Genomic DNA, 21,985 nt, shown 5'->3' with positions numbered 1-21,985 from the left:
TTCAGTCCGCACGGCGGATCGTCAAGCGGTTCTCGTTGAAGGTCTCCCAGTCCGGTACCAGGTAGAACCGCTGGTGCGCCGGCAGATCCTTCGCGGCCGCGACGACGCGCGGGTCCCCGCGGTAGAGCTGAGCATCACCCGTCTCCACGAGCTGCTCCAGGGCGGCCCGCACCTTCTCCAGATCCTCCCCGGTGATCGTGACGAGCCGGTCGAGGGAGGTGAACACCTCGGCGGGGTAGTCGAGGTCGTCGATGAGGTGGCGGACGATCCCCTGGTCCGCAGGCTCGGTGTACGCGTAGTGCCGCATCTTCCGCAGCCGGGCCAGAACCGGTTCCGAGAGCGTCAGGGTGTCCTCGGGCAGCGGGAACTCCTCGGGCATGCTCCAGACACCGTCCTCGTGGGCCACGAGCTTGAGGTCGAGCATCGTCTTCACGAGCTCCCGAACCGTCGTCGGAACCGGCATCCCCGCAGCCCGCAACGCACCCGTCAACGTCGCCTCATGATCTGCTGCGCCCGTGCGGATCTCTTCGCGCTCCTCATCGCTCTCCGCAGACTCCAGCTCCTCCTCGTCGAGCCACATGACGGGGGCATTGAGGTCATCGCCGAGAAGACGGAACAGGCCCTCCCGGCTGTCCCCGACGATCTGCTGCACCACCTCGTCAAAGTCCCCCTCGACCTTCCGCACCGTTGCGGTCCCGAGAACCATGCACAGCAACATCCCCTGGTGCTGCGGCAGAACATGCCCCCACCCGCTGCTCCACCAGCCGGTGTGCATGGACAGGCTGTCGTCGCCGGCGTTGGTGTTCTGGGCGGTGGTGGTGTCGCTCATGGTTCCGTTTCCCCTGCGGAGCTGTGTGCTGGTGTGCGTCCGACCCGTGAAAGGCCTGACAGTGGTAGTAACGCTGAACACGGCGAAGTCGTTTCTGATGTGCTCACGCCGCCATGTCCGCCGACCCGTGCGTCTCCTCGTACTTCCTGCGGCACGACCAGTGCTCCGGCAGCCCTTCCGGGCCCGACATGCTCGCCGGGCCACCGCAGCCGAACCGGCACAGCGGGATTGCGTTGCCCAACGCGTCAACCGCGACCTCAGGGGCCACCGACTCCTTGGTGCGGGTCTCAAGGACGATGGCACGGCCTGCGCGCCGCTTCTTCGGCTCGGCCCGTACCTCGGACGCCGGACGATCCTCAGTGCATCGATCTCTCCGGAAGCCCTCCCTAACCGATGGCGCCCGCTTCTTCTCCTCCGCGATCGGGCCGTTCGCTTCTACGTACTTCTGCCACTGCTGTACCGGAAGCCACCCGTGCTGACCGTCCCGCTGGAAGGGAAGACGCTCGCCGGCCGCCGCCTCCACAATGAACTGCGTGAGGGTCAGGTTCGCCGGATCGTCCGGCCGCGCAAATCCGCTCGACAGGTGGGCGGGGACGAGAACGCGTTGCCAGCCCCCGCAGTACCCGGTGGCAGTGGGGTTCTCCGGGTCGTAGGCAATCTCGGGGCACCGGTCAAGCGCACCGCTTGGACTGCAGCGCCCCTCCTCCAGAACGAAGTTGCCGTCCCGGATCTGAATCGGGTTCTTCTGCACACGGATGACGGAGGCCGGCAGGTCGGGAGTGCGGACGTACGGGACGATGCCAACACCCGCATGGTCGGGGCTGGCGAAATCCCAGACCGACCGAATGCCACCGCGGCGCCGAAACCCCTCGCGGGCGCGCATCCCGCGAGCGGTCTGCTCACTCAGCTGGGGCTCGTAGCCGAGGACAATGCCGTCGGCCCCGCTGATGCGCACATCGAGACGGGCGTGCCCTTCGGCGGCCGACGACTCGATCGTGGCAGCAAAGCCGTGGTCCTCGGAGTCCTTCGCGACCCGTTCCTTGCGGGCAAGGTGCTCGTCAGACTCGTGGCTGATGGGCCTCTCCCCGCGCTTGCGGTAATGGGAAGCGAGCCACACACCGTTCCGCTCAACCAGGTACATGGCCACCCGACGCCCCCGGGCGTTCCGGCAGTCCGGACAGATCAGCCCTCGCTGCTCAACCGGGACGCGCTTCCGCATGCGCAGGAGCTCCGCCATGAGGGCTTCGCCGTACGGGACGCCGAGATCAGCCCGGTCCAGATCGAGATTGATGCCGGCCGGTTCATAGTGAACCGGGTTCCGGAAGAGTTCTTCGTCGCTGTCGAGTTCGAGATCGCCGTCCATGGGTGCTCCCCGCAGCCGCCACGAATAGGACGAGCAACGCTACGGCACAGGTCTGACAATGGGGGCTGAACTGGAGAAATAGACCGACCGTCTCCAACCCGAACCAGACTGGAGAAGATCGGTCAGGTTCATGGTTCGTTGATCTGCCGCAGGTTCAGCGGCGCTCACGAAAGCTCGTAGGTTCTCGGACGCAGCCTGCCCGGCCGTGCTGCGGGAGTGTCACTCGTCGGCTGGTCGGGGCGTATCGCCGGAGTGGTAGAAGCAGCACGTCACACCGGGGGCCGGTGCGCGCGGTTCGTCGGGGTGGGGGGCATACAGCGTCTGGCCGCCGGGGAATTGCCCGCGTTCGGTGGTCAGGGCTGCGCCAGTGTCGATCTCGTCCTTCGTCCAGTCCGTGATATCCAGGAGCAGCCCGTCCAGCGGCCCGCCGATGAGTGCGGCGTAGGTCCGCCACGGCATTGGGCCCGGGTTGGGGCCGTCGTGGTCGTCCCCGTAGACCCGGCGTCGCAGCAATTCCCAACGCCTGTTCATGCGTCCCAGCGTCTCCGGTGCCGACGGCAACGGGGTTGTGCCCAGCGGTGTTCTGGGCATGCCCGCAGTTGGTGTGGGCATTCGCGGGGCTTCCTGGAGTTGGCCGAATGAGATGCGCCAGGTGTAGGTCAGGGTTGTGAGGCCGGCGGCGAAGAGGGCCGGCCACAGGAGCCAGTCCGGGGGCCAGTGCGGGGGCCAGTGCTGGTTGAGCATGAGAGCGGACAGAGTCGTCAACGCGATGGTGAAGAGCGGTGCGATCCAGGAGAAGGCATGGGCTCCGAGTCGGCGACCGCCGAAGGTGATCGCGATGGTCAAGTGCAGGCTCACGTTGACGGGGACGAAGAACCACATGAACCAGCCGTCGCCCTTGGTGCTGGTGGTGAGAGCAACGACGGAGGGGACGGTCGCGACCAGGACCAGGTGGCAGAGGCCGAGGAAGGTGACGACGATCCGGGTGAGCCGGCCGACCTGCGGTTTCACCAGGACTAGCTGGGAGTCGGCGGTGGAGGCATCCGGGGTCGGCTGTTCCGGGGCTTCGGCCTCCTGGGTGAGGGACGCGCCGATCAGCGCCTCCAGGTCGTCCCTGTCGGCGGAGATTCGCTCCTGGGCCTCGCTGATGAGGCTGCTGGCCCACTGGTAGGTGTCGGGGTCGGCATCCGGATCTGCGGCGCGGTCGGCGACGGCGTGTTCGAGGCCGGCGAGCCAATGGCGGGCGTGGTCGGTGCCGAGTTCAGCGGTGATGGTCTGTGCCGCGAGTGGCAGGAGGCGGTCGGGGTCGGCGGCGACGGCCCGGTGTGCACCGGCGGCGAGGCCGGGCTGGTCCTGGGCGGTGCGGGCAATGGTGCTGAGGGTCTGGTGGCGCTGCTCGGTGGCGAGGGAGTCGTGCTGGAGGAAGGCTTCGATGAACTCCTCGCCGGTGTCGGTCTCGACTTCGGCGAGCCAGGCAGCGGCGAGGGGTTCGCCGACAGCGCCCCAATGGGCTCCGCCGGTGGCCGGGTAGGCGGCGGTCAGGACGTCGTCGAGGGCGGCCAGGTCGCGGGCGTCGGGAAGGGCTGTGATCCCGAAGCCACGGTGGTGGACGTCGAAGGCCGCCCGCACGGCGGCGCGGCCGTCTTGCGCGGTGCGTGCTCCGGCGAGGAACTGGGCGGTGACCAGGGAGCGGAGCAGATTGTCGTCGGCGGAGCCTGCGGGAAGGCGTGCTTCGGCGACGCGCCGTACGTACTCCACTTCATTCGCGAGCAGGACTTCCATGGGGTGGTCGTTGCGGGCGAACTCAGGGTTGGCGTGGGCCAGCACGTCGGCGAGCGCGGCGATGTGGAGGTAGATCACCGGCTGCCGAGTGGTGTGCTCGATGTCGGCGCCGAAGAGGCGTGGCGCGTCGGCGACGACACGGTCCGGCCAGGAGTCATCGCCGTGTCCGGCTTGCTGGAGCAGGCGGATACGGCGAGCGAAGGCCGCCTTCGCCTCAACGTAGACGTCCTCCGGATTGTGGCCGTCGAACGCGCTGTCGGGCGTGAGGGAGAAGGCCTGCCCTATAGGGCCGAATCGCCGGGTGCGCAGGTATCGCCGGAGCGCCGGCCACCAGGTGTCGTATCCGCGGGCCAGGAGCAGAACCCGGATGACGGCGCCTTCGTGTGAGGCGGCCAGGGCCGCCATGAGGTCGCGGATCTGGGGGAGGCGAGTTTCCGCAAGGTCGACGGCCAGGAGCAGCGGGTAGTGGGCCGCAGCGAGGACCCGGTAGTCGGTGTGGCTGGGGTGGTCGGCGAGGAAGCCCCCGCTCCACGGCCCCTGATCGCCGGAGCCTGCGGTGAGCCGGTTCAGGACCTCGGTGAGGAGACGGGATTTGCCCGTGCCGCCCAGCCCTGTCACGGCGGCGACGTCGATGCGGGCCGGACCTCTGCACCACTGCTCGATCTGTTGAACGAGTCCGTTGACGCCGGTGAGGTCGGTGACCCGGGAGCGTGGATCGAGCAGGTAGGTGGAGGACAGCTGAGGGTCGGGGGCGTTGTCCAGCAGGGGCTGGAGGTCAGCAGGCTGGAGGCTCGGGGTCATGCCGGTGTGAGCGGCGACCGCAGGGGCGAAGCCGTCGGCGGCAAGCAGATGCGAGAGCGGCACCACCATGAGGGTCCGGTCCCACTGGCGGTCGACAAGGCGGGCGAGACCGATCAGCACGCCGTTGCAGAAGACGCCTGCGCCGGAAAGCCCCTGCCAGTTCTTGACGTCGGTCGGCACCGCACCGTCGACTTCGAGGCCATACAACTTTGAGCGTGACCCGGTGTGCGGAGCGATGATGCCCTCTACGGTTTTCAGGTCGTCGACGTACAGTTCGGTACGGGCTGAGGCACGGCGGCGCATCGCCTTGGGAAACCCCGTCATCGAGCACACGGGGCGACGATCCGGGTAGTCACACACCAGCTCGCCCCAGCGCACGATGCCCAGGCCAGCTCCGACCAGAGCACGGTCCGCCTTCAACAGCACCGCGTCCAGCTCGGCGCTCTCCCACACCACCACCGCCGCCGTGAAGCCGGCACTCTCCGTATCCCGGACGGCAACATCGCCCTCTCCGGGCAAGGCCACGTGGTAGGCAGTGAGCACCAAGCCAGGCGCGATGAGGCAGCCGGTCCCGTACGAGTCCTTGAAACTGTTGGTGACCTCAACCGTTCGCCGAGCCGCTCCCCCCACCATCACGCTGCCCTTCCTAACGCAGGCCGGCCACCGGTCCGCCGCGGCCTCCACCGGAGTCACCGATCAGCAAATCGCCGCCTTCGCCGTCCGGAGCCACCGCCAAGGTGACCGTCATGCGATGCGTGGCAGACTTCGCCCGCTCACCCTTTGCGTCCGCGGAGACCACGAACGCCTTCACCCCGCCGCCTGCCGACACGGTCTGCCGCAGCTCGATCCCCAAGTCCAGCACGATCTCCTTGACCGTGAACCGGAACGGCGAACCCTCCCCATCCTGCTGCGCCGCCGCCAGGCCCCCGCGTACCGCCTTGATCGCCTCGGACAGTTCAGTAGGCTCCAACTCCATGGTCCTTCCCTTGATCATCTTCTACTGAGAGCCAGTCTTACGGGCAGTACCCGGCAGCTGAAGGACGCGGCCAACCTGCCCGACGCTTGGGCCTGCTCACTTTCGCTCGCGTGGAGGGCAGTCCGTCTCGGCCACTCGCTCCCCGGTCGCAGACTCCCGTGCGCGCCTTAAGCGAGCAGCTACGAGTATCGCGATCCCGTCATAGGCCCACCTGATCTTCGGAAAGAGTGGCGAGAATGCAGTCTTCCCGTCCGGTAATGGCTGCTCCCCGCTTGAGCGGGGAGCACAGAACCCCCTGCAGAAGCGGGGGTGGCCCTACCGGCGGCACCGGCCAGACGACCTGCGTCACCTCCTCCCAGCCGACGGCGGTCAGGGCCTTGCGCGCGAGGTCGACGCCGCTCACCTCGGACTCGACGGTCACGCGATCACCGCCCCGCAGGCGTCATCGTCGAGAGCGCGAGCAGCGGGCGCCGGCAGCCGGTCAGTCCACGACGCGGGGGTGTTCGGAACCTCGCCTGCTACTGCGCGCACCCCACCTAAAAGAGCGTTTTGTCCTGGCGGGAGTGTTTGGGAACGCCAAGCTGTCATGGATGATTGCGGGGTGTTGGTCCAGGTGGAAGCGGTGGGGCAGATCGCAGACGGGCGTGCGACGGTCCGGGTGCGCTCGGAGGTGGGTGCCGCCGTGGCCTTCTGGTGCGGCGGTCCGACGGGAGTGGGCCGCGAACACCATGTGGAGTGGACGGTTGAAGAGGACGTGACCTGGGGCGGCAACACCCGACCGGCCACTTCCTTCTCCGCTGGGATGGATGAGAAGGAAGGCGACCGGATCGTCTTCCGGGGGCGGCTGGGCCTGACGGGCGATGGCGGAGCCACGTTGGAAGTAGGCGGAACTCACATCCTTTTCGACCTCGCCGACCCGCCGCCATCGACTGCTGTCGATGGAACGTGGGTCGAGATCAGCGTGGAGCGGAACAGCGTCAGCCTGTGGCCCTACCTGCTGTGATTCACAGGCGCCGGCTCTGTGCCCGTTCAGCTGTCGCGCCAGTTGTGGGTTGATTCGCGGGTAAGTCTGCGGCTCATGAGGTCGATCATCGCTATGTTGATCATGGCTTCGGAGCGGTGGGGGTGGGTTTCGTAGTCGCGGGCGAGGCGGCGGTGGTGCATGAGCCAGCCGAAGGTTCGCTCGACGACCCAGCGTCGCGGGATCACCTTGAAACCTTTCTGGGCAGGGTCGCGGCGGGTGACTTCGACGTCGATGCCGAGGGTGGCACCGTGGTCGATGGCCGTGGTGCGGTAGCCGCTGTCGGCCCACGCCTTCGTGATGCGGGGGTGGCCCTCGGCGATGTTCGAGAGCAGGCGGATTCCGCCGGCGTTGTCGGAGACGCTGGCGGCGGTGACCAGCACGGCCAGGAGGAGGCCGAGTGTGTCGACGCCGATGTGGCGTTTGCGGCCCGCGATCTTCTTGCCCGCATCGATGCCCTGGCCGGTCGCGGGCACGTTGGCCGAGGTCTTGATGCTCTGGGCGTCGAGGATGCAGGCGCTGGGCTCGGCGTCCCGGCCCTCGGCCTTGCGGACCAGGTGTCGCAGGAGTCCGTTGAGCTGCTCGAAGACGCCGTCCTTCTGCCAGGTTGCGAAGTATCCGTAGACGGTTTCCCACGGGGCGAAATCGTGTGGGAGGTAGCGCCAGGGGATGCCGGTGCGGTCGACGTAGAGGATGGCGTCCATGATCCGGCGCAGGTCGTGTTCGGGCGGCCGCCCGATGTCCAGGCCCTTCCCTCTGCGTTCTGCTCGCCAGGCTGTCAGGGTTGGTTCCAGCAGTTTCCAACGGACATCGGACAGGTCGCTCGGGTACGGCCGCTCTCGGCGAGGCATGTTTCCGTAGTACCGATAACCGCCGTCCCGCCACAGGGCGCAAACAGGCGCGACTGGGGGCGTGTTGAGATCAGACAGGAGCGAAGGGGCCGAAACGGGCCCTCGAAGGCTGTCACCCGCCCCATTTTCCACAACAAGCGTCTAACGCCTCAAGGAACTCGAAGTGGTCCGCCATCTGAATGGCAACGAAGCACTCCCGCCAGGACAAAACGCTCTTTGAGCTAAGTGCTCGGCGCATGCGCCGCAGTTGTCTAAGTTGGTGACCCTCGACTCCACCAAACTCCGTTAAGGCAACCCCAGGGTATCCGGATCCCACGTGGACCTGATCAGTACCGTGGCTGCCCTCGACCGCGATGAACTCGGCAGGCGCGCGGCACGGGGAAGGAGCAATAGCGACCCATCGGGCAGCCCGCGCGGTCAGCCAACTACCCATGTGAGCGACGGCTTGGCTCTAAGCTGTGTTCGCAATCTATCGAGGGGGCCGCAATGGCAGATCAGGTGGTGTCGTACGCGCTGGACGACGAGACGGTCGTCCGGTTCGAGATCGAGCCGACAGACGAGTTCCACCAGGTCAGCGCCGCAGAGATCGTGGGACAGGTCCGCGAAGCGGTAAGGCCGGCTGTGGAAGCCGCCCGGACAGTACTCGACCAGGCTGTGGCGCTCCGGCCTGCGGAGGTCCAGGTGAAATTCGGTATCAAGGTCAGTGGGACGGCCAACTGGCTCGTGGCCAAGGCTTCGACGGACGCGAACTTCGAGGTGTCCATGGTTTGGCGACCCGCGGCGGCGGACGGGGCCTGAGCCTCGATGAACGCCGCTGTCGGTTCGGGCCCGCGCCCGGGCGCCGATGCCTGGGTAGCCGCAGTACACGGCACGGAGCACGACGAAAAGGCCCTGGGATCCGGCTTCCTCATAGACGACCATCGGGTGCTTACCTGCGCGCATGTCGCATGCCCAACGTGGGAAAGAGCGCGGGAGCTGTGGGTGGCCTTCCCCAAGTCGGACCAGTTCATGGACCGGCGCTTCCGAGTACGAGATGTGTTCGCGCCTAAAGCTCCAGCGAAGCACCGCGCGCAGGACGTGGCCGTCCTCGTACTCTCGGAGCCGGTCTCCGGTGAGCTGGCAGGGCGACTGCGGCGGCCGACGCCTTCCGCCCTCGTAGGTGACGCGTGGTGGGCATTTGGGTTCCCCGACGGCGACCTATTCGGCAATTCGTCGGACGGGACGGTCGGCGAGGCGCTCGCCTACGGGTGGGTGCGACTCGACACAGCATCGCGTTATCCCGTCAAGCCCGGCTATAGCGGTGCCGCATTGTGGTCATCGACGTACCAGGCGATCGTGGGTCTTGTCGGGCAAGCCAGCGGCTCGGGTGACGCCCGAGCCTTTACGCTCTATCAGGCTGATAGGTGTCTGCCCGAACAAAAGATCGCGCTGCTCGCCGACTGGTCGGCCGAGGCAGCGGGCGAGACAGCGCTCGCGGCGTGGGGCTGGACGCTGGACGACGATCCGGAAGCTGGCCGGCACTGGAAGCCGCGCGCCCGTGGCGTGAGCACCGACTCCGAAAAGGGCTTCCGATTCCGAGGCCGCACCGCAGCGCTCGCCGAGATCATCGGCTGGATGACCTGCGTCACCGCACCGCGGAAAGTCTTGATGGTGACCGGGTCACCCGGCGTGGGCAAGTCCGCAGTGCTCGGGCGCGTGGTCACCTCAGCAGATTTCGGTATCGCCGCGTCACTCCCGGCGGATGACGACGCCCTGCGTGCCCCCCTCGGTGCGGTCTCCTGCGCCGTTCACGCCAAGGGAAAGACCGCTCTCGAGGTAGCCGAGGAGATCGCCGCTGCGGCCTCGGCCGCGCCTCCCGAACACGCGAGCGACCTGGCCTCCGTACTGCGGGCCGCGCTGTCCGAACGAGCCGCCTCCGGGCAAACGCCCTTCGTCATCGTCATCGACGCTCTTGACGAGGCCACCAGCGCGCAGCAGGCCCGCCTGATCGCGCGACACATTGCCATCCCGCTGGCTGAAACATGCGCGGATCTCCATGTCCGGGTTCTAGTTGGTAGCCGCCGCAGGGACGACGCCGGTAGCTTGCTCGACCCATTCGGCGCGGCGGTCCGTGTCATTGACTTGGACGCTCCCGAGTTCTTCGCCACAGCGGACCTCGCCGCATACACCATGGCTACGCTCCAGCTGTTGGGCGACGAGCGGCCCGATAACCCATATGCCGACAAGCGCACCGCGCGCCCGGTTGCTGCCCGCATCGCAGAACTCGCCGACGCGAACTTTCTCGTGGCCGGTCTCACCGCGCGCGCTCACGGCCTGCACGATACTCGCGCTGTTGCGCCCGCAGATATTGCCTTCACGCCCACCGTCGCTGCAGCCCTGGAGGAATACCTCTCACGACTGCCTGCAGTTGACGGCGCTCCGGCGGCTGATGCCCTAAGCGTCCTGGCCTATGCCGAGGCTCCAGGGCTCCCACTGCCGTTGTGGAGCGCTGCAGTGGAGAAACTTACGGGCCACCACCTCACTGAGGACCAGCTCCGTTCTCTGGCACGCTCGTCAGCCGCGAACTTTCTCATCGAGAGCGGCGTCAGCGATCAGAACACGGGTGTGTTCCGGCTCTTCCACCAAGCTCTAAATGATGCGCTGCGGCAAAATCGCGCGCAGGTCGGATCGAACGTGACCGACGAGCGCGCCCTCACACGCTCCTTCATCTCCTACGGCCGGCGGCTGGGCTGGGACCGTGCGCCCGCGTACCTGCTGCGTTCGCTACCCCGGCACGCCGTGGGCGGCCGGGTCATCGACGAGCTGCTTGCGGACGCGGAGTACGCGCTCCACGCAGATCTTCGACGCCTCATCCCGGCGAGCAGTTCGGCGGTCTCCCGAGCGGCCAAGGAACGCGCCCAGCTTCTACGCCGGACGCCGCAAGCCATCGACTGTGTCCCCACCAAGCGCGCGGCGCTTTTCAGCGTAACCGAGGCGCAGGAAGGATTCGGACAGGTCTACGGGCCCTTGGCAGTGAAGGGGCCATACCGAGCCGAGTGGGCAGCAGTCGCCTCCCGCGCCGAAGACGCAATTCTAGAAGGCCACAGCGGCGAGATCCGCGCTGTATGCGCCCTCGGACCCCCGACCGGCACCCTGCTCGCCAGCGCCGCCGGCGACGGGACCATCCGGCTTTGGGACCCAGTGACCGCCCGGACGGTGCGCCGCCTCACACCCAAGTTCGGGCGTATCAGTGCGATGTGCGGCCTGATCGTCGACGGGCAGACTTACCTCGCTCTCGCTGCGGACAGGGACGTCTGGCTGTGGAACGAGTCCCTGCGACGCGCAGCGGGGTACCTGCGCGGCCACGTCAGCTCGATCCGAGATTTGTGCGCCTTCGAAACGGCCGACGGGCCTCGCCTTGCAACAGGGAGCGCGGACGGAACAGTCCGGATCTGGGATCCCGCCTCCCGAGAGTGCACAGCGGTCCTATCGGAGCACGGCGGCTGGGTCGAGAGTGTGTGCACGCTAGCGGTCAACCACGGAACTCTTTTGGCATCGGGCGGAGACGAAGATGACCGCTCCATCATTCTCTGGCGTCCCGACACCGGCGAGCGCGTCCACATCCTCGAAGGGCACGAGAGTTCCGTCATCGCCCTGTCCGCGGTGGAAGTGGGAGATCACACTCTGCTAGCAAGTCTCGGAAACGACAAGACGGTTCGTCTGTGGGACCCGATCAGCGGCTGGTGTGTAGGTACCCTCCCCGGGGAAGACCTGGCCTTTACGCTGCGCGCCCTCACAGTCGAGGGAAAGTCGCTGCTTGCCAGCCCGAGCGGCGACCTGGTGCGGCTGCTGGACCCGGAGACAGGCCGCATCGCCATTACGCTCCAAGGCCATTCCGACTCCGTGGACTCCCTCTGCGTGCTGCACGTCAACGGCCGAGACCTGATCGCCAGTGGGGGCGCCGACCACACCGTGCGGCTGTGGGACCCGTCGGCGCCGCGCGCCAGCAGCGTGAGCGCTGTACGCGCACTCTCCCCCGCATCCAGCGGTAACGGTTTGCTACTGGCCGCTGGCGGTGACGACGGCGTAACCCAACTGCGCGATCCTGGCTCTGGCTCGGTCGTCAACTCGTTGCGTGAAAATCACGACTGGGTGCGGGCTCTCTGTACTGTGACCCACCTCAACCGGTCGTACCTCGCCGGGTGCGGTGACGACGGAGCAGTGTGGTTGTCTGACCTTACAGAAGCCGTGCCGCGGTCGTCCCGACGTCCAGGCAACAAACCCGCCTATACCGTGTGCTCCGTGCGCGTCGGCGACCAAACGCTACTAGCTACGGGCCACACCGACGGAAGCGCATGGCTTTGGGACCCACTGAGCAATGAGATCGCACACTTTGCCCGCTTTCATAGCGGGATCTACGTCATGTGTCCCCTGGAAATCGCTGGCCAACCATATGTCGCAACGGCTACGGACGGTCAGGACGGCACGGTGTGGTTGTGGGACGCCACCTCTGGTCAGCGCCACAAATTGGTCGCCGCAACCGAGACCCTTGCAATGTGCGCGCTGCCCATGATGGGGCAGACCGCGCTCGCCACCGCGCACGCACATGGAGAGGTGCGCCTGTGGGATGCCGCGCGTGGAGAACTCATCGGAGCCCTCTCAGGCCACTCGGGCGCAGTTAACGCAGTGAGCATGATCGGTGAGGGCGGGACATTCCTCGCCAGTGCCAGTAGCGACAGGACCGTACGCCTGTGGGACGTGTCGAGCCAAGCGCTGGTTGAAGAGATTCCAGTACATCATCCTGCACTTGCCGTCACATGGGTGTCACAACGGCTGATCGTTGGGCTCGACCACGGGCTCCTCGCACTATCGCTAGGGGAGGTGCGTAGTACACCGCCGGTGGGTGAGCCGGAACACCTGAGGCTTTAAATGTGGACAACCGGTGAACGGTAGCCACGCGCTCCCGTTTCCTGCTGAGGGCTAGAGCCTGTCCGGCGGATCATGTGACTTTCCGACAGGTCGCTCGTTGGTTGGGTCATGGGTCGGGGGCATCTGACGAATCGCGAGTGGTCGCTGCTGGAGCCGCATCTGCCTTTGCCGGGTAGTCGGGGCGGCCGGTGGAACGACCACCGGACCGTGCTCAATGGGATCCTGTTCCGGGTCCGTACCGGTGTCCCGTGGCGTGACCTGCCCGAACGCTACGGCTCCTGGAAGACCGTCTACGAGCGGCATCGCCGCTGGTCGGCGGACGGCACCTGGGACCGGCTCCTGCAGGCGGTCCAGGCCGACGCCGACCTTACCGGGCGGATCGACTGGGGCATGGTCGGAGTCGACTCGACGTCCTGCCGGGCCCACCAGCACGCGGCCGGTGCCCGCAAGACCAAACCACGGGTCCCGAAAAAAGGACGACGCCCCGGCACCACCGCCCCGACGAGGGACTCGGGCGGTCCCGGGGCGGTCTGACCTCCAAGATTCACCTTGCCGGTGAAGGCGGCTGCCACCCCATGGCTCTTCTGATCACACCGGGTCAGTGGGGTGACGCCCCGCAGATGATCGAGGTCCTGGGCCGGATCCGGGTCCCCCGCCCGCAGAGCGGACGGCCCCGCACCCGGCCCGATCATGTCAGCGGCGACAAGGCTTACAGCTCCCGCCGTAATCGCCACTACCTGCGAAGACGCCGCATCAAGCACACGATCCCCGAGCCGAAGGACCAGCGGGCCAACCGCCGCCGCAAAGGCAGCGCGGGCGACAGACCTGCCGACTTCAACCGCGACCGCTACCGGCGCCGCAACGAAGTCGAGCGGACCATCAACCGGCTCAAGAACTCCCGCGCGGTCGCCACCCGTTACGACAAGAGGGCCTACGTCTTCCACGGCACAGTCACCGCAGCAGCAATCCGCTTATGGCTCCGGGGCTGAGCCGGCCTGCAGCCTCAGTCTCCGAGGAACCACAAGGACAGGCCCTGTCCGTCAAGAACTACTTGACCCAGCTCGACCAACTCGCGCGCGAACTCATCAGTCAGCACGCCTGCGGGCAGCCGCGGTACCTCCTCCAACAGGGTCGACACCTGCCGGTGGTTGAAAACGGTGTCCGCGTACGACAGCAGGTGCCCCAGCATGGGAAATGCCGCCTGATCAAGACCGGCCAGCTCAGGACCCCAGACCACACCATGCTTTGCACGGGCCTCGATCGTGCCGTTCTCGCCTCGGACCTGCAGGTTAATCACGGTCAGACCCTATGGCTTCATGATCCGCCGGGCACTACCTAAAGCGTCCATGCCTAGCCGTTCACCGACCGCCCTGACCTGCACCGGGCCGTCGGCCTCCCGCACGATCGCCAGGATCTTGCGGCAGCCGCCAAGCAGCGCGTCTTCATCGGCCGCGTCGCTGCGGTGCGGGATGAGCGGCACTGCCCGCCCGGCCACCTTCGCCGATATCGGATCGACAGCCCCGCCGTCCGCCTGAACCTCGCGCGGGGGGATGTTGCATCGTGCTCTGACCTGCTTACATAGCGCGTTCATTCCCTTTCGTAGCCTGGCCTCGCCATCGTTGCTCTGCTGGTTCGCTTCTCCCCAAACGGCGCTCGTAAGCGGGGTGTTGAGAACGGTCGAAGCTACTGGTCACCGGATGCGATGATCGGTTGGTGATGAGATGGAGGTGGGCTCCTCTGGCTGCGCGCCACAGGCGGCAGGCGGATGAGGCGATACGGAAGCTGCGTGAAGACGCCGAAGTGCTCGGGATCGGTCCTGTGCCGGGTCCGGTTCGGGTGGCCCTGCGGCGCTATCACCAACGTCGAGTACGAACGTGGGTGTTATATGGCCTATTCACCTACATCTGCCTCCGCGTCATTGGCGAGGGGCTGTCGATCTATGTGAAGCAAGCAGACGAACACGCCGAGCGGATTCCGTACTACAGCGACGCGAAGGCTCTGGCCGTTTGGTTCGTCGGCGACGTTGGCGCAGGTGCTATTGCCTTGCTGCTGCTGGCATACCCTTTGTGGTCGCTTCTGGCTTCTATCGCTCGGATGTGCGGTGCAGGTGGCTACACCTTCGAGCGCGTGAACGTATGGACGCACCTGGTCGGGCAGTGCGCGGATATCGTGCGCTCTTCCGGAAGTCGTGATGCTCACCTCCGAGCGCTGTCCCTTCGGCTTCCAGTGATGCGCGTACGAGGTGCTCGGATGTCCCGGGGGTCTGTCCCCTTCTTCTCGCGGCGTAACGGACCGTTGAAGAGCCATGCGGCTCAAGTTGTGGGGGCGTTGCGTGCCGCTGAGGCCGAGCTGGACAAGGACCCGCAGAAGGCAGCGTACGACCTTGCCCGCATGGCGTTGACGATCAGCGAACGGTACGCCTCGGGGCGGCTCGGAGCTCTCTTGGACGAACGGGACCTCGGAGGGCCGCATCGGATGGGTGATGCGGTGCGCCTGTCTCTCACGGTCGTCCTGGTTGCGGCGATTGTCATAGCGGCAGCGCGGCAGGGGGTGCCCGAGCCGGCCGCGATTGCTGCCGCTGTGGTGGTGGTGGCGATCATGTATCGGAACGCGGCTGCTGGTGGAATCGCGGGTGTCGGCTTGATCATCCTGGAGCTGCTGCTGGGCTCCTTCTTCCCCGGCAAGTAGTGAACCCCGGGCGTCGCGCCAGGCCGGCGCGGGCGCAGTGAGGCGCCGGGCCATGTTGGCGGTGGAGGCCCAGTCGACGCGCTAGGCGGAGGTGTCGGGCCGGTGGTCGCACTCACGGGTCAGACGCCGGTGGAGCATCAGCGTGCCGTTCGTCTGCTCGACCAGCCACCGCTTGGGCTGCGGGACGAACCCTTTGCCCTGGTCAGCGTGGTTGCGGCGGACGACCTCGACGCCGATGTCCAGCAGTGCCCCGTGAACGATAACCGCTTCCTTGAAGCCCTGGTCGACCAGGGCTTTCTCCAGGCGCATTCCGCACCGCTCGGCGGCCTGGTCGAGCAAAGCGATGCCGGCGGCTCATGAACCACCGCCGCCTGGCCCGCGACTACGAGGCACACCCACACCGGTCCGAAGCCATGATCCACCTTGCGATGATCAACCTCATGACCCGCAGACTCACCGCCGAATCCACCCCAACATGGCGCGGCGCATAATCCATCTACAACCGCGCAATCCGGGATGAAACAACGGGACTAAACGCCCTCTAATGAACACATTCCCCGTGGTCGCGGAGAAGTTCGGGACACCTACGCCTCGGTGGCGGTGTCCCGCTCCGGACTTGCTTGTGAAAGTCAGCGTCTCGGTCCACGCTGGCGTGCCGCCAGAGAGGCGAGAATTGGCCAGGCTGTGGCCGGTGTTGCGCTTCGGGCTCTGGAGCAGCACGTGGGGCGTAATGTCGGTAGTGGGGAGTTTCTGACGTACCGTGGGGGGACGCTTGGCCGGTATGCGCGGGCAAAATGGGCCGGACCTGTTCTCCGGTTCGCATCCTAAGGATGACTTGCAGGCACAGTTGCCTCCTTTCATCGCTCCGGTCGCAGCATCTCGCGGGTCGGTGGTAGAGGACGCCACATCGTTGCGGATCGCCGAGGCCATCCACGATGCGTTTGGTGATCTGTCGTCCGAGCGGGGCTTAACACGTTCTGAGCTCGAGGCGGCCTGCTCTGCGGTGGCTGGTCCGGAGGCGTTCGAGCAGCGGTTCGGGGTCTTCGTCGCGCTGCGGCTGCTGGAGCGGGTGCGGGAGAAGGCACACGACGGGCACTACGTGTTCAATCCCACCAGCGGCGCTGCGCTGCTCGTCTTCGAGCGACTGGCCGAGGCCGGTGGAGTGGAGGAGATCATGTCTCTCCTCGACCGGACGCAGCGGGATGTGGCCGACGGAGTACTGGACGAGAACGACCTAGTGCGCAGGCTCAGGCGTGTGCGGCGCGACTTGCGCATTACCACGGACTATCTGCTGCGGCGGGTCCGGTCCCGCCCGATCGAGGAGCTGCTTGGGCAGCGTCACCATCATCGTGTGAAGGCGGCGCTGATGGTCAACGCCCGGCGGTTGGTGGAGACAGTGTCCTGCGGCTTTCCGGGCCTGCGGGCGGAAGGGACACACCTGATCCGGGAAGCGCTGCGCTACTCCGCGGCCGTCGACGAATTCTATGACCGGCTGCTGGCCCAGGCCAGTACGCGGCGGGACTTCAGCATGCTCCCGGCGGAGCAGTATCGGACAGCTGCGCTGACGTCGTCGGTGGCGGCGCTGGCCGCTGTGTTCTCGGAGGTGGTGTTCGATCCGCCCGCAATGCAGGTGCCACCGGCGGGGATTTTAGAGGCGGCCGAGAAGCACCGTCCGCCCGCTCCGCGTAGGCGAGCCGCTCCCCCGCCTGAGCCGGCGCCAGGGCCCGATCCGGTCGAGACGGCGCGGGCGCGTGCCGCTGCACTGCGGGAACAGCGTCTGGCCGCGATGGAGTTGCTGATCGGCGGGCGGGACGAAACGGACCTGACGCAGGCGCTGCAGGGACAGTCGTGGAGGGCGGCTGTCACGACGCTAGCCCGTGTTCTACGTGCCTCGGCTGACCCGTCGGTGCCGTTCATGGTGGAGTTGTCCGGCGGGCTCGCGATCGATCCGGCCGGACCGGTGACGTACGCGTCTCCGCTGTCACTGTTCCGTGTCCCGCAGGACACGTCCGCCGTCGACGAGGTGTCACAGACCCTGCTGGAAGACGCCGATGAGCGGTGACGACGCCTACCTGCTGGCCCGGGCGCGGGCCTTGCGGGTGGTTCCGGTGCCGGACGAGGCAGACGTCTTGCAGCGCTTGGGCCGTGCGGCGGAGGCCGTGGAACGGAGGCTGGTCGCCCTCGCTGCGGGCGACGGTGCTGAGGGGTTTTTGGTGGCGTGGGGGCAGGATGTTGAACTGGCCGGGGCCGGCCAGGAGCGGAGCGGCACTCACCGGGAGGCCTCGCCATCGGTGCTGCTGATGCTGGGGGCGTGCCTGCGGGCGTGCTGGACGGATGTGGAACAAGCCCCCTACCCCGGCACGGCTGCGGCCGAGGAGGACGTAATCGCCGCGGTCGTCCCGCCCGATGCAGTGACGGTGCGTGCGGGCATCGCGCATTACGCGCCGACGGCCCCGTACCGCAAGGCGCTGCGGATGCTGCGGGCGTGCGGATATCTGGCCGCGGACGCCGGGGACGGCATGGTGCGGCTGGGGCCGGTGGTGGCGGCCTGGCCGGAGCGGGACGTGGACGAGCTGCGCCGCGGCTATCCGGTGCTGCCTCACATCGGGGAAGGGTAGGGGCGTGGATACAGGGTTGTTGGAGGCGTTGTCGCCGCAGCGCCGAGCGGATGTGCAGGCCGCGGTGTACGCGGTGGAGACGTCGATGCTGCCGGTGCCCGCCTTCGGCTACCGGGCGCTGGCCGAGACGCCGTTGCGGATGGTGGTCGAGAGCATGCTGGCCTCGGCGGGCCGGACTCTGCTGGCGGTCGGCCCCGGTTATCTGTCTGGCTACGACGATAAGATCCGCGGGCGGCTGGTGCGGGAGGGACTCGGTGTCCTGCCCGTCGAGGACCGCGCGGTGCTGACGCTGGTCGTGCTGTTCTCCGTGGTCATCCCCCGGGCGTCCGGTGCGGTGCTCCCAGAGACGTTGTGGACGCAGGGCGAGCCGGTGCGCAAGGAACGGTTGCGGGAGGCCGCCGTCTCCGACGGGGTCCTGGACGCGGCCCTGCGGCGGCTGGTCGACGCCGATCTGGTGCGCTCGGTTCGACCGGGGCTGCTGCTCGGGCACCAGTTCCTGCGACTGACAGCCCGGGTCGAGACGAGGCTGTTCGAGGAGCTGGTGCTGCTGGCGGACCCGCACGGGGCGCTGGCCGAGTCCATCCAGCGTCGCCGTGAGGGGCCGGGCGAGGTTCGAAGCAACGGCAGGGAGGAGAGCGGTGGTTGAGGCACTACCCGGTCCGGATGAAGGGCGCGGGATCGTCGGGGGCCGGCATCTGGTCGCCCTGCAGACTTTCGACATCGCACGGCTGACCACGCACGCGGTACCGGTGGTGCCAGAGGGGTTCATCGCGATTTCCGGTATAGGGCCGCGCGAGGACTCCAACGGCTCCGGCAAGACCTCGTTCCTCATCGCCGTCTCCGTGCTGCTGGCTGATCCGCAGTGGCGCTTCGAGTCCAACGGCGGCCGGTATGCCAGCGAGATCCTCTTCAAGCCCGATGCCGCGGGAGTGGACCGGGCCCAGCAGGCATCGGCCGCACCGCACGGCTATGTGATCGGAGTCTTCGCCGAGCCGGACCGCGCCCCCGCGAGCGCCCTGACGGTGTGGGTTCGGATCGCAACCACCGCGCCCTACGTGCAGGTCAAGTGGGTGCAAGGACTGCATGTGGCCGACGGGGCCACCCACACCGAGCGCACGCAGCAGGCCGATGCGTTGTGGCGCGAACTCGGCGGTGGAGTGGTGTCGGCGCGTCGGATGGCCGGTGAACTATACGGCAACGCCCCTCGGTGTCTGACCTACCTCGATACGGCTCTGCGTCCGGCCGTGCCGTCGCTGCTGGGCCAGCAGCTGTCAGAGATGGAGCCGGAGGCGATCGGCGCCTCGCTGATCGCGCTGTCTGGAATGACCGAGCTGCTGGAGCAGGAAGAAGCGTTGCGCGGACAGGCGCTGGACCGCCGGGTGCGCATGAACCAGGTCCGCAGGGAGAACGAGGAGGCGGACACCGCGGACGAGACCGTCCTGTCGGGCGTGCGTGCCCGGGACGCGGCCCGGCTGGCCCTGAAGGAGGGGCAGTCGCAGTGGCGGCGGTACGTCGCGACCTGCTACGTACGGGCCACCGAGGTGGACCGGGAGCTCGTGGCCAAGGGCGGCGGGCTGCGGGAGGCAGCCGCAGAGTGCCGGGAAGACGCCCAGGGCACCCGGGACGCCCTAGATGCGCTCCGCGCGGCCACCGGCCTGTCCGAGGTCGCAGGAGTGGCCCGACAGACCTGGTCGGACGCTCAGGACCTGCTGCGGCAGGCGGAACGCCGGCGCACCCAGCTAGAGACCCGCAAGGAGGACCTGAAGGGAAAGCGGTCGAAACTTCTGCCGCAGGCAGACGGATGGCAGGGCACATCCCCCCACACAGCCCTGCAGCTGCTGGAGGCAGCCCGGGGCCAGGAGTTCACCGCGGGCCGGTGCCTGCAGGATGCACAAGAGGCGGTGAATGCCGCCGAGCGGGTGCTGGCCGAGGTCGAGCAGGGCAGGCACGGGCAGGCCGGTGCCGCCATCGCCGTCCTGGACACCGCGGGCATCGGCGCCGTGGGACTGCTGGACCAGCTGCATCTGTCCGAGGCGGCACGCGCAGTCTGGGAGCCCCGGCTGAGCCCGTGGCGCCACGCCGTAGTGGTGGACGCGGGACGGGCGGACGAGGCGCTGGAGGCCCTGCATTCGCTGCCCGGCGCTCTGGTCATCGCCACTGATCCCGCCGGTGCCCCGACCGCCGTGTTCGACGGTGTGAGCAGCGACCGTTGCGTCTCCGGATTCCTCACCGCCCTCGAGCAGCGCCTCGCGGCGCTGTCCTGCCCGTCCGGAGCCCGCGACGATCGCCTGCACCTGACGGTGGTCGGCGGGTTCCCCGACCCGCTTGCCGGGCGGGCCCTGCAGCTGCAGCGCGCCAAACAGGACCTGGAGGCGCGCAGAGGCGACGTCGAGTCCGCGCGGAACGTCCAGCGAGTGAAACGGGCGGCACGGGTCCTCGCCGAGAGCGAGCACCGGGCGGCGGCCGCGATGCAGCAGCTGGACGCCTTGCAGGAACGCGAGATGGAACTCGACAAGCAACTCGCCGCCGTGGTCAGGGCAATGGGAGAGGTCGTCGACGACGTGGCAACGAAGCTGGCCGCCTATGAAAAGGCCCGGGACCTGGCGGCCAGCCATGCGGAGAAAGTGAAGACGGCCACGCTGACGGCCCGGGCAGCGGCGGAGGCCGCGCGGGCGGCCAGCCAGGCGGTCGCCGCGCTCGAGCGGGAGCGTGAGCGTCTGCAGGTGGATGCCTGGCAGTCCCGGTGGAGCGGCAGCCTCGAGGAGGCCGCCGACGAACTGGCCGCACCGGAGGGACGATCGCCCCGCCCCGGGCTCCTGCATCGGGGGGCCGAGGGCCGGCTGCGCCTCGCCTACGAACGCTACGGGCTGCGAGAGGGCCAGCCTGCCGACATGCACGAAGACCTGCTGCGCGGAATGGAGTTGTGTCGCGACCTGGCCGCGCAGGACCCGGAAGCGCCGCCCATAGTCGGCTTCGAGGACGCCGCGGCCCCCTTGCGGATCCGGCTCGACGGCCAGGCCGACATGGACCGCGTCACCGCCGCCCGGATCGAGGCCGACCGCGGGCTGCGGCAGGGCGCCTGGGACGAGCTCGTCGCCGGGGTCGACGAGAGCGCACAGCAGCTCATCACGCTGCAGGACATGATCGAGCAGCATCTCGAAGGCCTGTTCAAGCAGATCGATCAGGCATTCAACCAGCTCGACCTGCAACGCCCGGGCGGACACGGCGCCACGCTGGAGGTGCACAGCGTGCGGCCCGACGGGCCACGCCCGTGGCGGTGGGAGGTGACACCGCGCTGGAAGCGCTCGCCCTACAGCAGGTTCATCTCCTATCGGGAGAACGCCAACAGCGCCCAGATGAAGGTGTATGCGGTGCAGTTGGTACTGGCCGCGCTGCTCGCGGATTCCGAGACCCAAGGGCGGGTACTGATTCTGGACGAGCTGGGCAACAGCCTGGGCGAGAACAACCGCAAGGACCTGCTGGCGTCCCTGCGGGACGTCGCCGCGCGGCGACGCATCACGATCCTGGGCACCTGTCAGGACAGCGTGCTGACCGATGCCGCTGACGTGTGCGACGAGCTTCTGTGGTTCACCCATGCCTCCGCGTCCGATGTCTACAACCAGCCCACCTGCGCCTGGGCCTACGACGCCGACACCGGGCGCGTCGAACTGACTGCCGACTGGCTCACGGCGGGACGCCCGCATGTCTGAACCCGAGGCCAGTGCACCGCAGTTCCCTCTCCTCATCGGAGAGACGCACGGCCGCGAGCCCGTCCCCCTACCCGGGCTGCCGACTGGCGTCATCGCCGTCACCGTTCCCCGTGCCACTCGCACCGAGGACGATCTCCCGGATGTCCGGGTCCCCCGGGACCGCAAGGGCCGCGTCAACACCCGAGAAGTGGATCTCGTCGCCGCAGCCCCCGTGAACGGCTACGCACCTCCCCCGGGCCTGAGCACACGCGACTTGATCAAGGTGCTCACTACGGGCGACCACAAACGGTGGACCACGATCGAGGGCGACTTCGGCGACCGGGCCTGGGACGTGGCCGTCGCGCTGATCCAGTGCGGCGCCGTCATCCTGCGGTGTCGCGTCGAGCAGGCCGTCCGCTACACACCGCGCCTGTGGCGGCTGACCGAGATCTGGGAGGA

Annotated in this window: 17 protein-coding genes and 4 pseudogenes; 11 read left to right on the top strand and 10 right to left on the bottom strand. The window is 67.7% G+C overall.

Features of this window, described 5'->3' with window-relative positions; translation table 11 throughout:
* Position 1 precedes the first annotated feature (1 nt).
* From ACFZAX_RS34790 to ACFZAX_RS34765, 6 genes and pseudogenes are all read right to left on the bottom strand, one after another.
* Positions 2 to 829 (bottom strand): DUF6042 family protein, encoded by an 828-nt coding sequence (locus tag ACFZAX_RS34790; RefSeq protein ID WP_390966878.1) that lies wholly within the window; start codon positions 827 to 829, stop codon positions 2 to 4.
* 103 nt (positions 830 to 932) lie between these two features.
* On the bottom strand, positions 933 to 2,192 hold the full coding sequence (locus tag ACFZAX_RS34785) for a hypothetical protein (protein ID WP_390966876.1): 1,260 nt from the start codon (positions 2,190 to 2,192) through the stop codon (positions 933 to 935).
* 219 nt (positions 2,193 to 2,411) lie between these two features.
* On the bottom strand, positions 2,412 to 2,723 hold the full coding sequence (locus ACFZAX_RS34780) for a hypothetical protein (protein ID WP_390966889.1): 312 nt from the start codon (positions 2,721 to 2,723) through the stop codon (positions 2,412 to 2,414).
* Positions 2,724 to 4,892: 2,169 nt separating this feature from the next.
* Positions 4,893 to 5,408, bottom strand: a pseudogene (locus tag ACFZAX_RS34775) (trypsin-like peptidase domain-containing protein); the annotation flags it as partial.
* 13 nt (positions 5,409 to 5,421) lie between these two features.
* On the bottom strand, positions 5,422 to 5,751 hold the full coding sequence (locus ACFZAX_RS34770; RefSeq protein WP_390966874.1) for a trypco2 family protein: 330 nt from the start codon (positions 5,749 to 5,751) through the stop codon (positions 5,422 to 5,424).
* Between the two features lie 199 nt (positions 5,752 to 5,950).
* Entirely contained in the window at positions 5,951 to 6,172 is a 222-nt protein-coding gene (locus tag ACFZAX_RS34765; RefSeq protein ID WP_390966873.1) for a hypothetical protein, read from the bottom strand.
* Positions 6,173 to 6,352: 180 nt separating this feature from the next.
* Between ACFZAX_RS34765 and ACFZAX_RS34760 the strand changes: the two genes are divergently transcribed.
* Positions 6,353 to 6,754, top strand: coding sequence for a hypothetical protein (locus ACFZAX_RS34760; protein WP_390966871.1), 402 nt, complete (start codon positions 6,353 to 6,355; stop codon positions 6,752 to 6,754).
* 26 nt (positions 6,755 to 6,780) lie between these two features.
* Here ACFZAX_RS34760 and ACFZAX_RS34755 read toward each other — a convergent pair whose 3' ends face one another.
* The gene (locus tag ACFZAX_RS34755; protein ID WP_390966869.1) at positions 6,781 to 7,623 is read right to left on the bottom strand and encodes an IS5 family transposase; all 843 of its coding nucleotides are present in this window, start codon (positions 7,621 to 7,623) and stop codon (positions 6,781 to 6,783) included.
* A gap of 486 nt (positions 7,624 to 8,109) precedes the next feature.
* Here ACFZAX_RS34755 and ACFZAX_RS34750 point away from each other — a divergent pair, with 486 nt between their 5' ends.
* The 3 genes from ACFZAX_RS34750 to ACFZAX_RS34740 all read left to right on the top strand — a co-directional run bounded on the left by ACFZAX_RS34750 (position 8,110) and on the right by ACFZAX_RS34740 (position 13,520).
* Positions 8,110 to 8,421 carry a CU044_2847 family protein gene (locus ACFZAX_RS34750; protein WP_214300692.1) on the top strand — a complete coding sequence of 104 codons (312 nt, stop codon included), beginning with the start codon at positions 8,110 to 8,112 and terminating at the stop codon, positions 8,419 to 8,421.
* Between the two features lie 6 nt (positions 8,422 to 8,427).
* Positions 8,428 to 12,531: an AAA family ATPase gene (locus ACFZAX_RS34745; RefSeq protein WP_390966867.1), complete on the top strand. Its 4,104-nt coding sequence runs from the start codon at positions 8,428 to 8,430 to the stop codon at positions 12,529 to 12,531.
* A gap of 108 nt (positions 12,532 to 12,639) precedes the next feature.
* A protein-coding gene (locus ACFZAX_RS34740; protein WP_390966866.1) for an IS5 family transposase occupies positions 12,640 to 13,520 on the top strand; the annotation gives its coding sequence in 2 pieces (ribosomal slippage) (positions 12,640 to 13,000 and positions 13,000 to 13,520; 882 coding nt in all).
* A 14-nt stretch (positions 13,521 to 13,534) separates the two neighbouring features.
* On the opposite strand, the gene ACFZAX_RS34735 is transcribed toward ACFZAX_RS34740, so the two are convergent.
* Both ACFZAX_RS34735 and ACFZAX_RS34730 read right to left on the bottom strand, forming a co-directional pair.
* Complete coding sequence (locus tag ACFZAX_RS34735) at positions 13,535 to 13,828, bottom strand: hypothetical protein (protein ID WP_390966865.1); 294 nt, start codon at positions 13,826 to 13,828, stop codon at positions 13,535 to 13,537.
* A 9-nt stretch (positions 13,829 to 13,837) separates the two neighbouring features.
* The gene (locus ACFZAX_RS34730; RefSeq protein WP_390966864.1) at positions 13,838 to 14,011 is read right to left on the bottom strand and encodes a hypothetical protein; all 174 of its coding nucleotides are present in this window, start codon (positions 14,009 to 14,011) and stop codon (positions 13,838 to 13,840) included.
* Between the two features lie 398 nt (positions 14,012 to 14,409).
* Here ACFZAX_RS34730 and ACFZAX_RS34725 point away from each other — a divergent pair, with 398 nt between their 5' ends.
* Entirely contained in the window at positions 14,410 to 15,219 is an 810-nt protein-coding gene (locus tag ACFZAX_RS34725; RefSeq protein WP_381139650.1) for a hypothetical protein, read from the top strand.
* 12 nt (positions 15,220 to 15,231) lie between these two features.
* On the opposite strand, the pseudogene ACFZAX_RS34720 reads toward ACFZAX_RS34725, so the two are convergent.
* Positions 15,232 to 15,570 (bottom strand): annotated as a pseudogene (locus ACFZAX_RS34720) (IS5/IS1182 family transposase); the annotation flags it as partial.
* A 2-nt stretch (positions 15,571 to 15,572) separates the two neighbouring features.
* Between ACFZAX_RS34720 and ACFZAX_RS34715 the strand changes: the two are divergent.
* From ACFZAX_RS34715 to ACFZAX_RS34690, 6 genes and pseudogenes are all read left to right on the top strand, one after another.
* Positions 15,573 to 15,710, top strand: a pseudogene (locus tag ACFZAX_RS34715) (IS5/IS1182 family transposase); the annotation flags it as partial.
* A 419-nt stretch (positions 15,711 to 16,129) separates the two neighbouring features.
* Positions 16,130 to 17,281, top strand: coding sequence for a hypothetical protein (locus tag ACFZAX_RS34710; protein ID WP_390966862.1), 1,152 nt, complete (start codon positions 16,130 to 16,132; stop codon positions 17,279 to 17,281).
* Positions 17,271 to 17,837, top strand: coding sequence for a hypothetical protein (locus tag ACFZAX_RS34705; RefSeq protein WP_390966860.1), 567 nt, complete (start codon positions 17,271 to 17,273; stop codon positions 17,835 to 17,837). Before ACFZAX_RS34710 ends, ACFZAX_RS34705 begins: the two co-directional genes overlap by 11 nt.
* A gap of 4 nt (positions 17,838 to 17,841) precedes the next feature.
* Positions 17,842 to 18,483 carry a hypothetical protein gene (locus ACFZAX_RS34700; protein WP_390966858.1) on the top strand — a complete coding sequence of 214 codons (642 nt, stop codon included), beginning with the start codon at positions 17,842 to 17,844 and terminating at the stop codon, positions 18,481 to 18,483.
* Positions 18,476 to 21,547 carry a hypothetical protein gene (locus ACFZAX_RS34695; RefSeq protein ID WP_390966856.1) on the top strand — a complete coding sequence of 1,024 codons (3,072 nt, stop codon included), beginning with the start codon at positions 18,476 to 18,478 and terminating at the stop codon, positions 21,545 to 21,547. Before ACFZAX_RS34700 ends, ACFZAX_RS34695 begins: the two co-directional genes overlap by 8 nt.
* Positions 21,540 to 21,985: pseudogene (locus ACFZAX_RS34690) on the top strand (hypothetical protein); the annotation flags it as partial. The gene ACFZAX_RS34695 and the pseudogene ACFZAX_RS34690, both read left to right, overlap by 8 nt.

It is taken from the genome of Streptomyces sp. NPDC008125 (genome assembly GCF_042957125.1).
Lineage (GTDB): Bacteria > Actinomycetota > Actinomycetes > Streptomycetales > Streptomycetaceae > Streptomyces.
The sequence above is the reverse complement of the archived record's forward strand: the minus strand, read 5'-3'. Positions and strand labels throughout refer to the sequence as shown.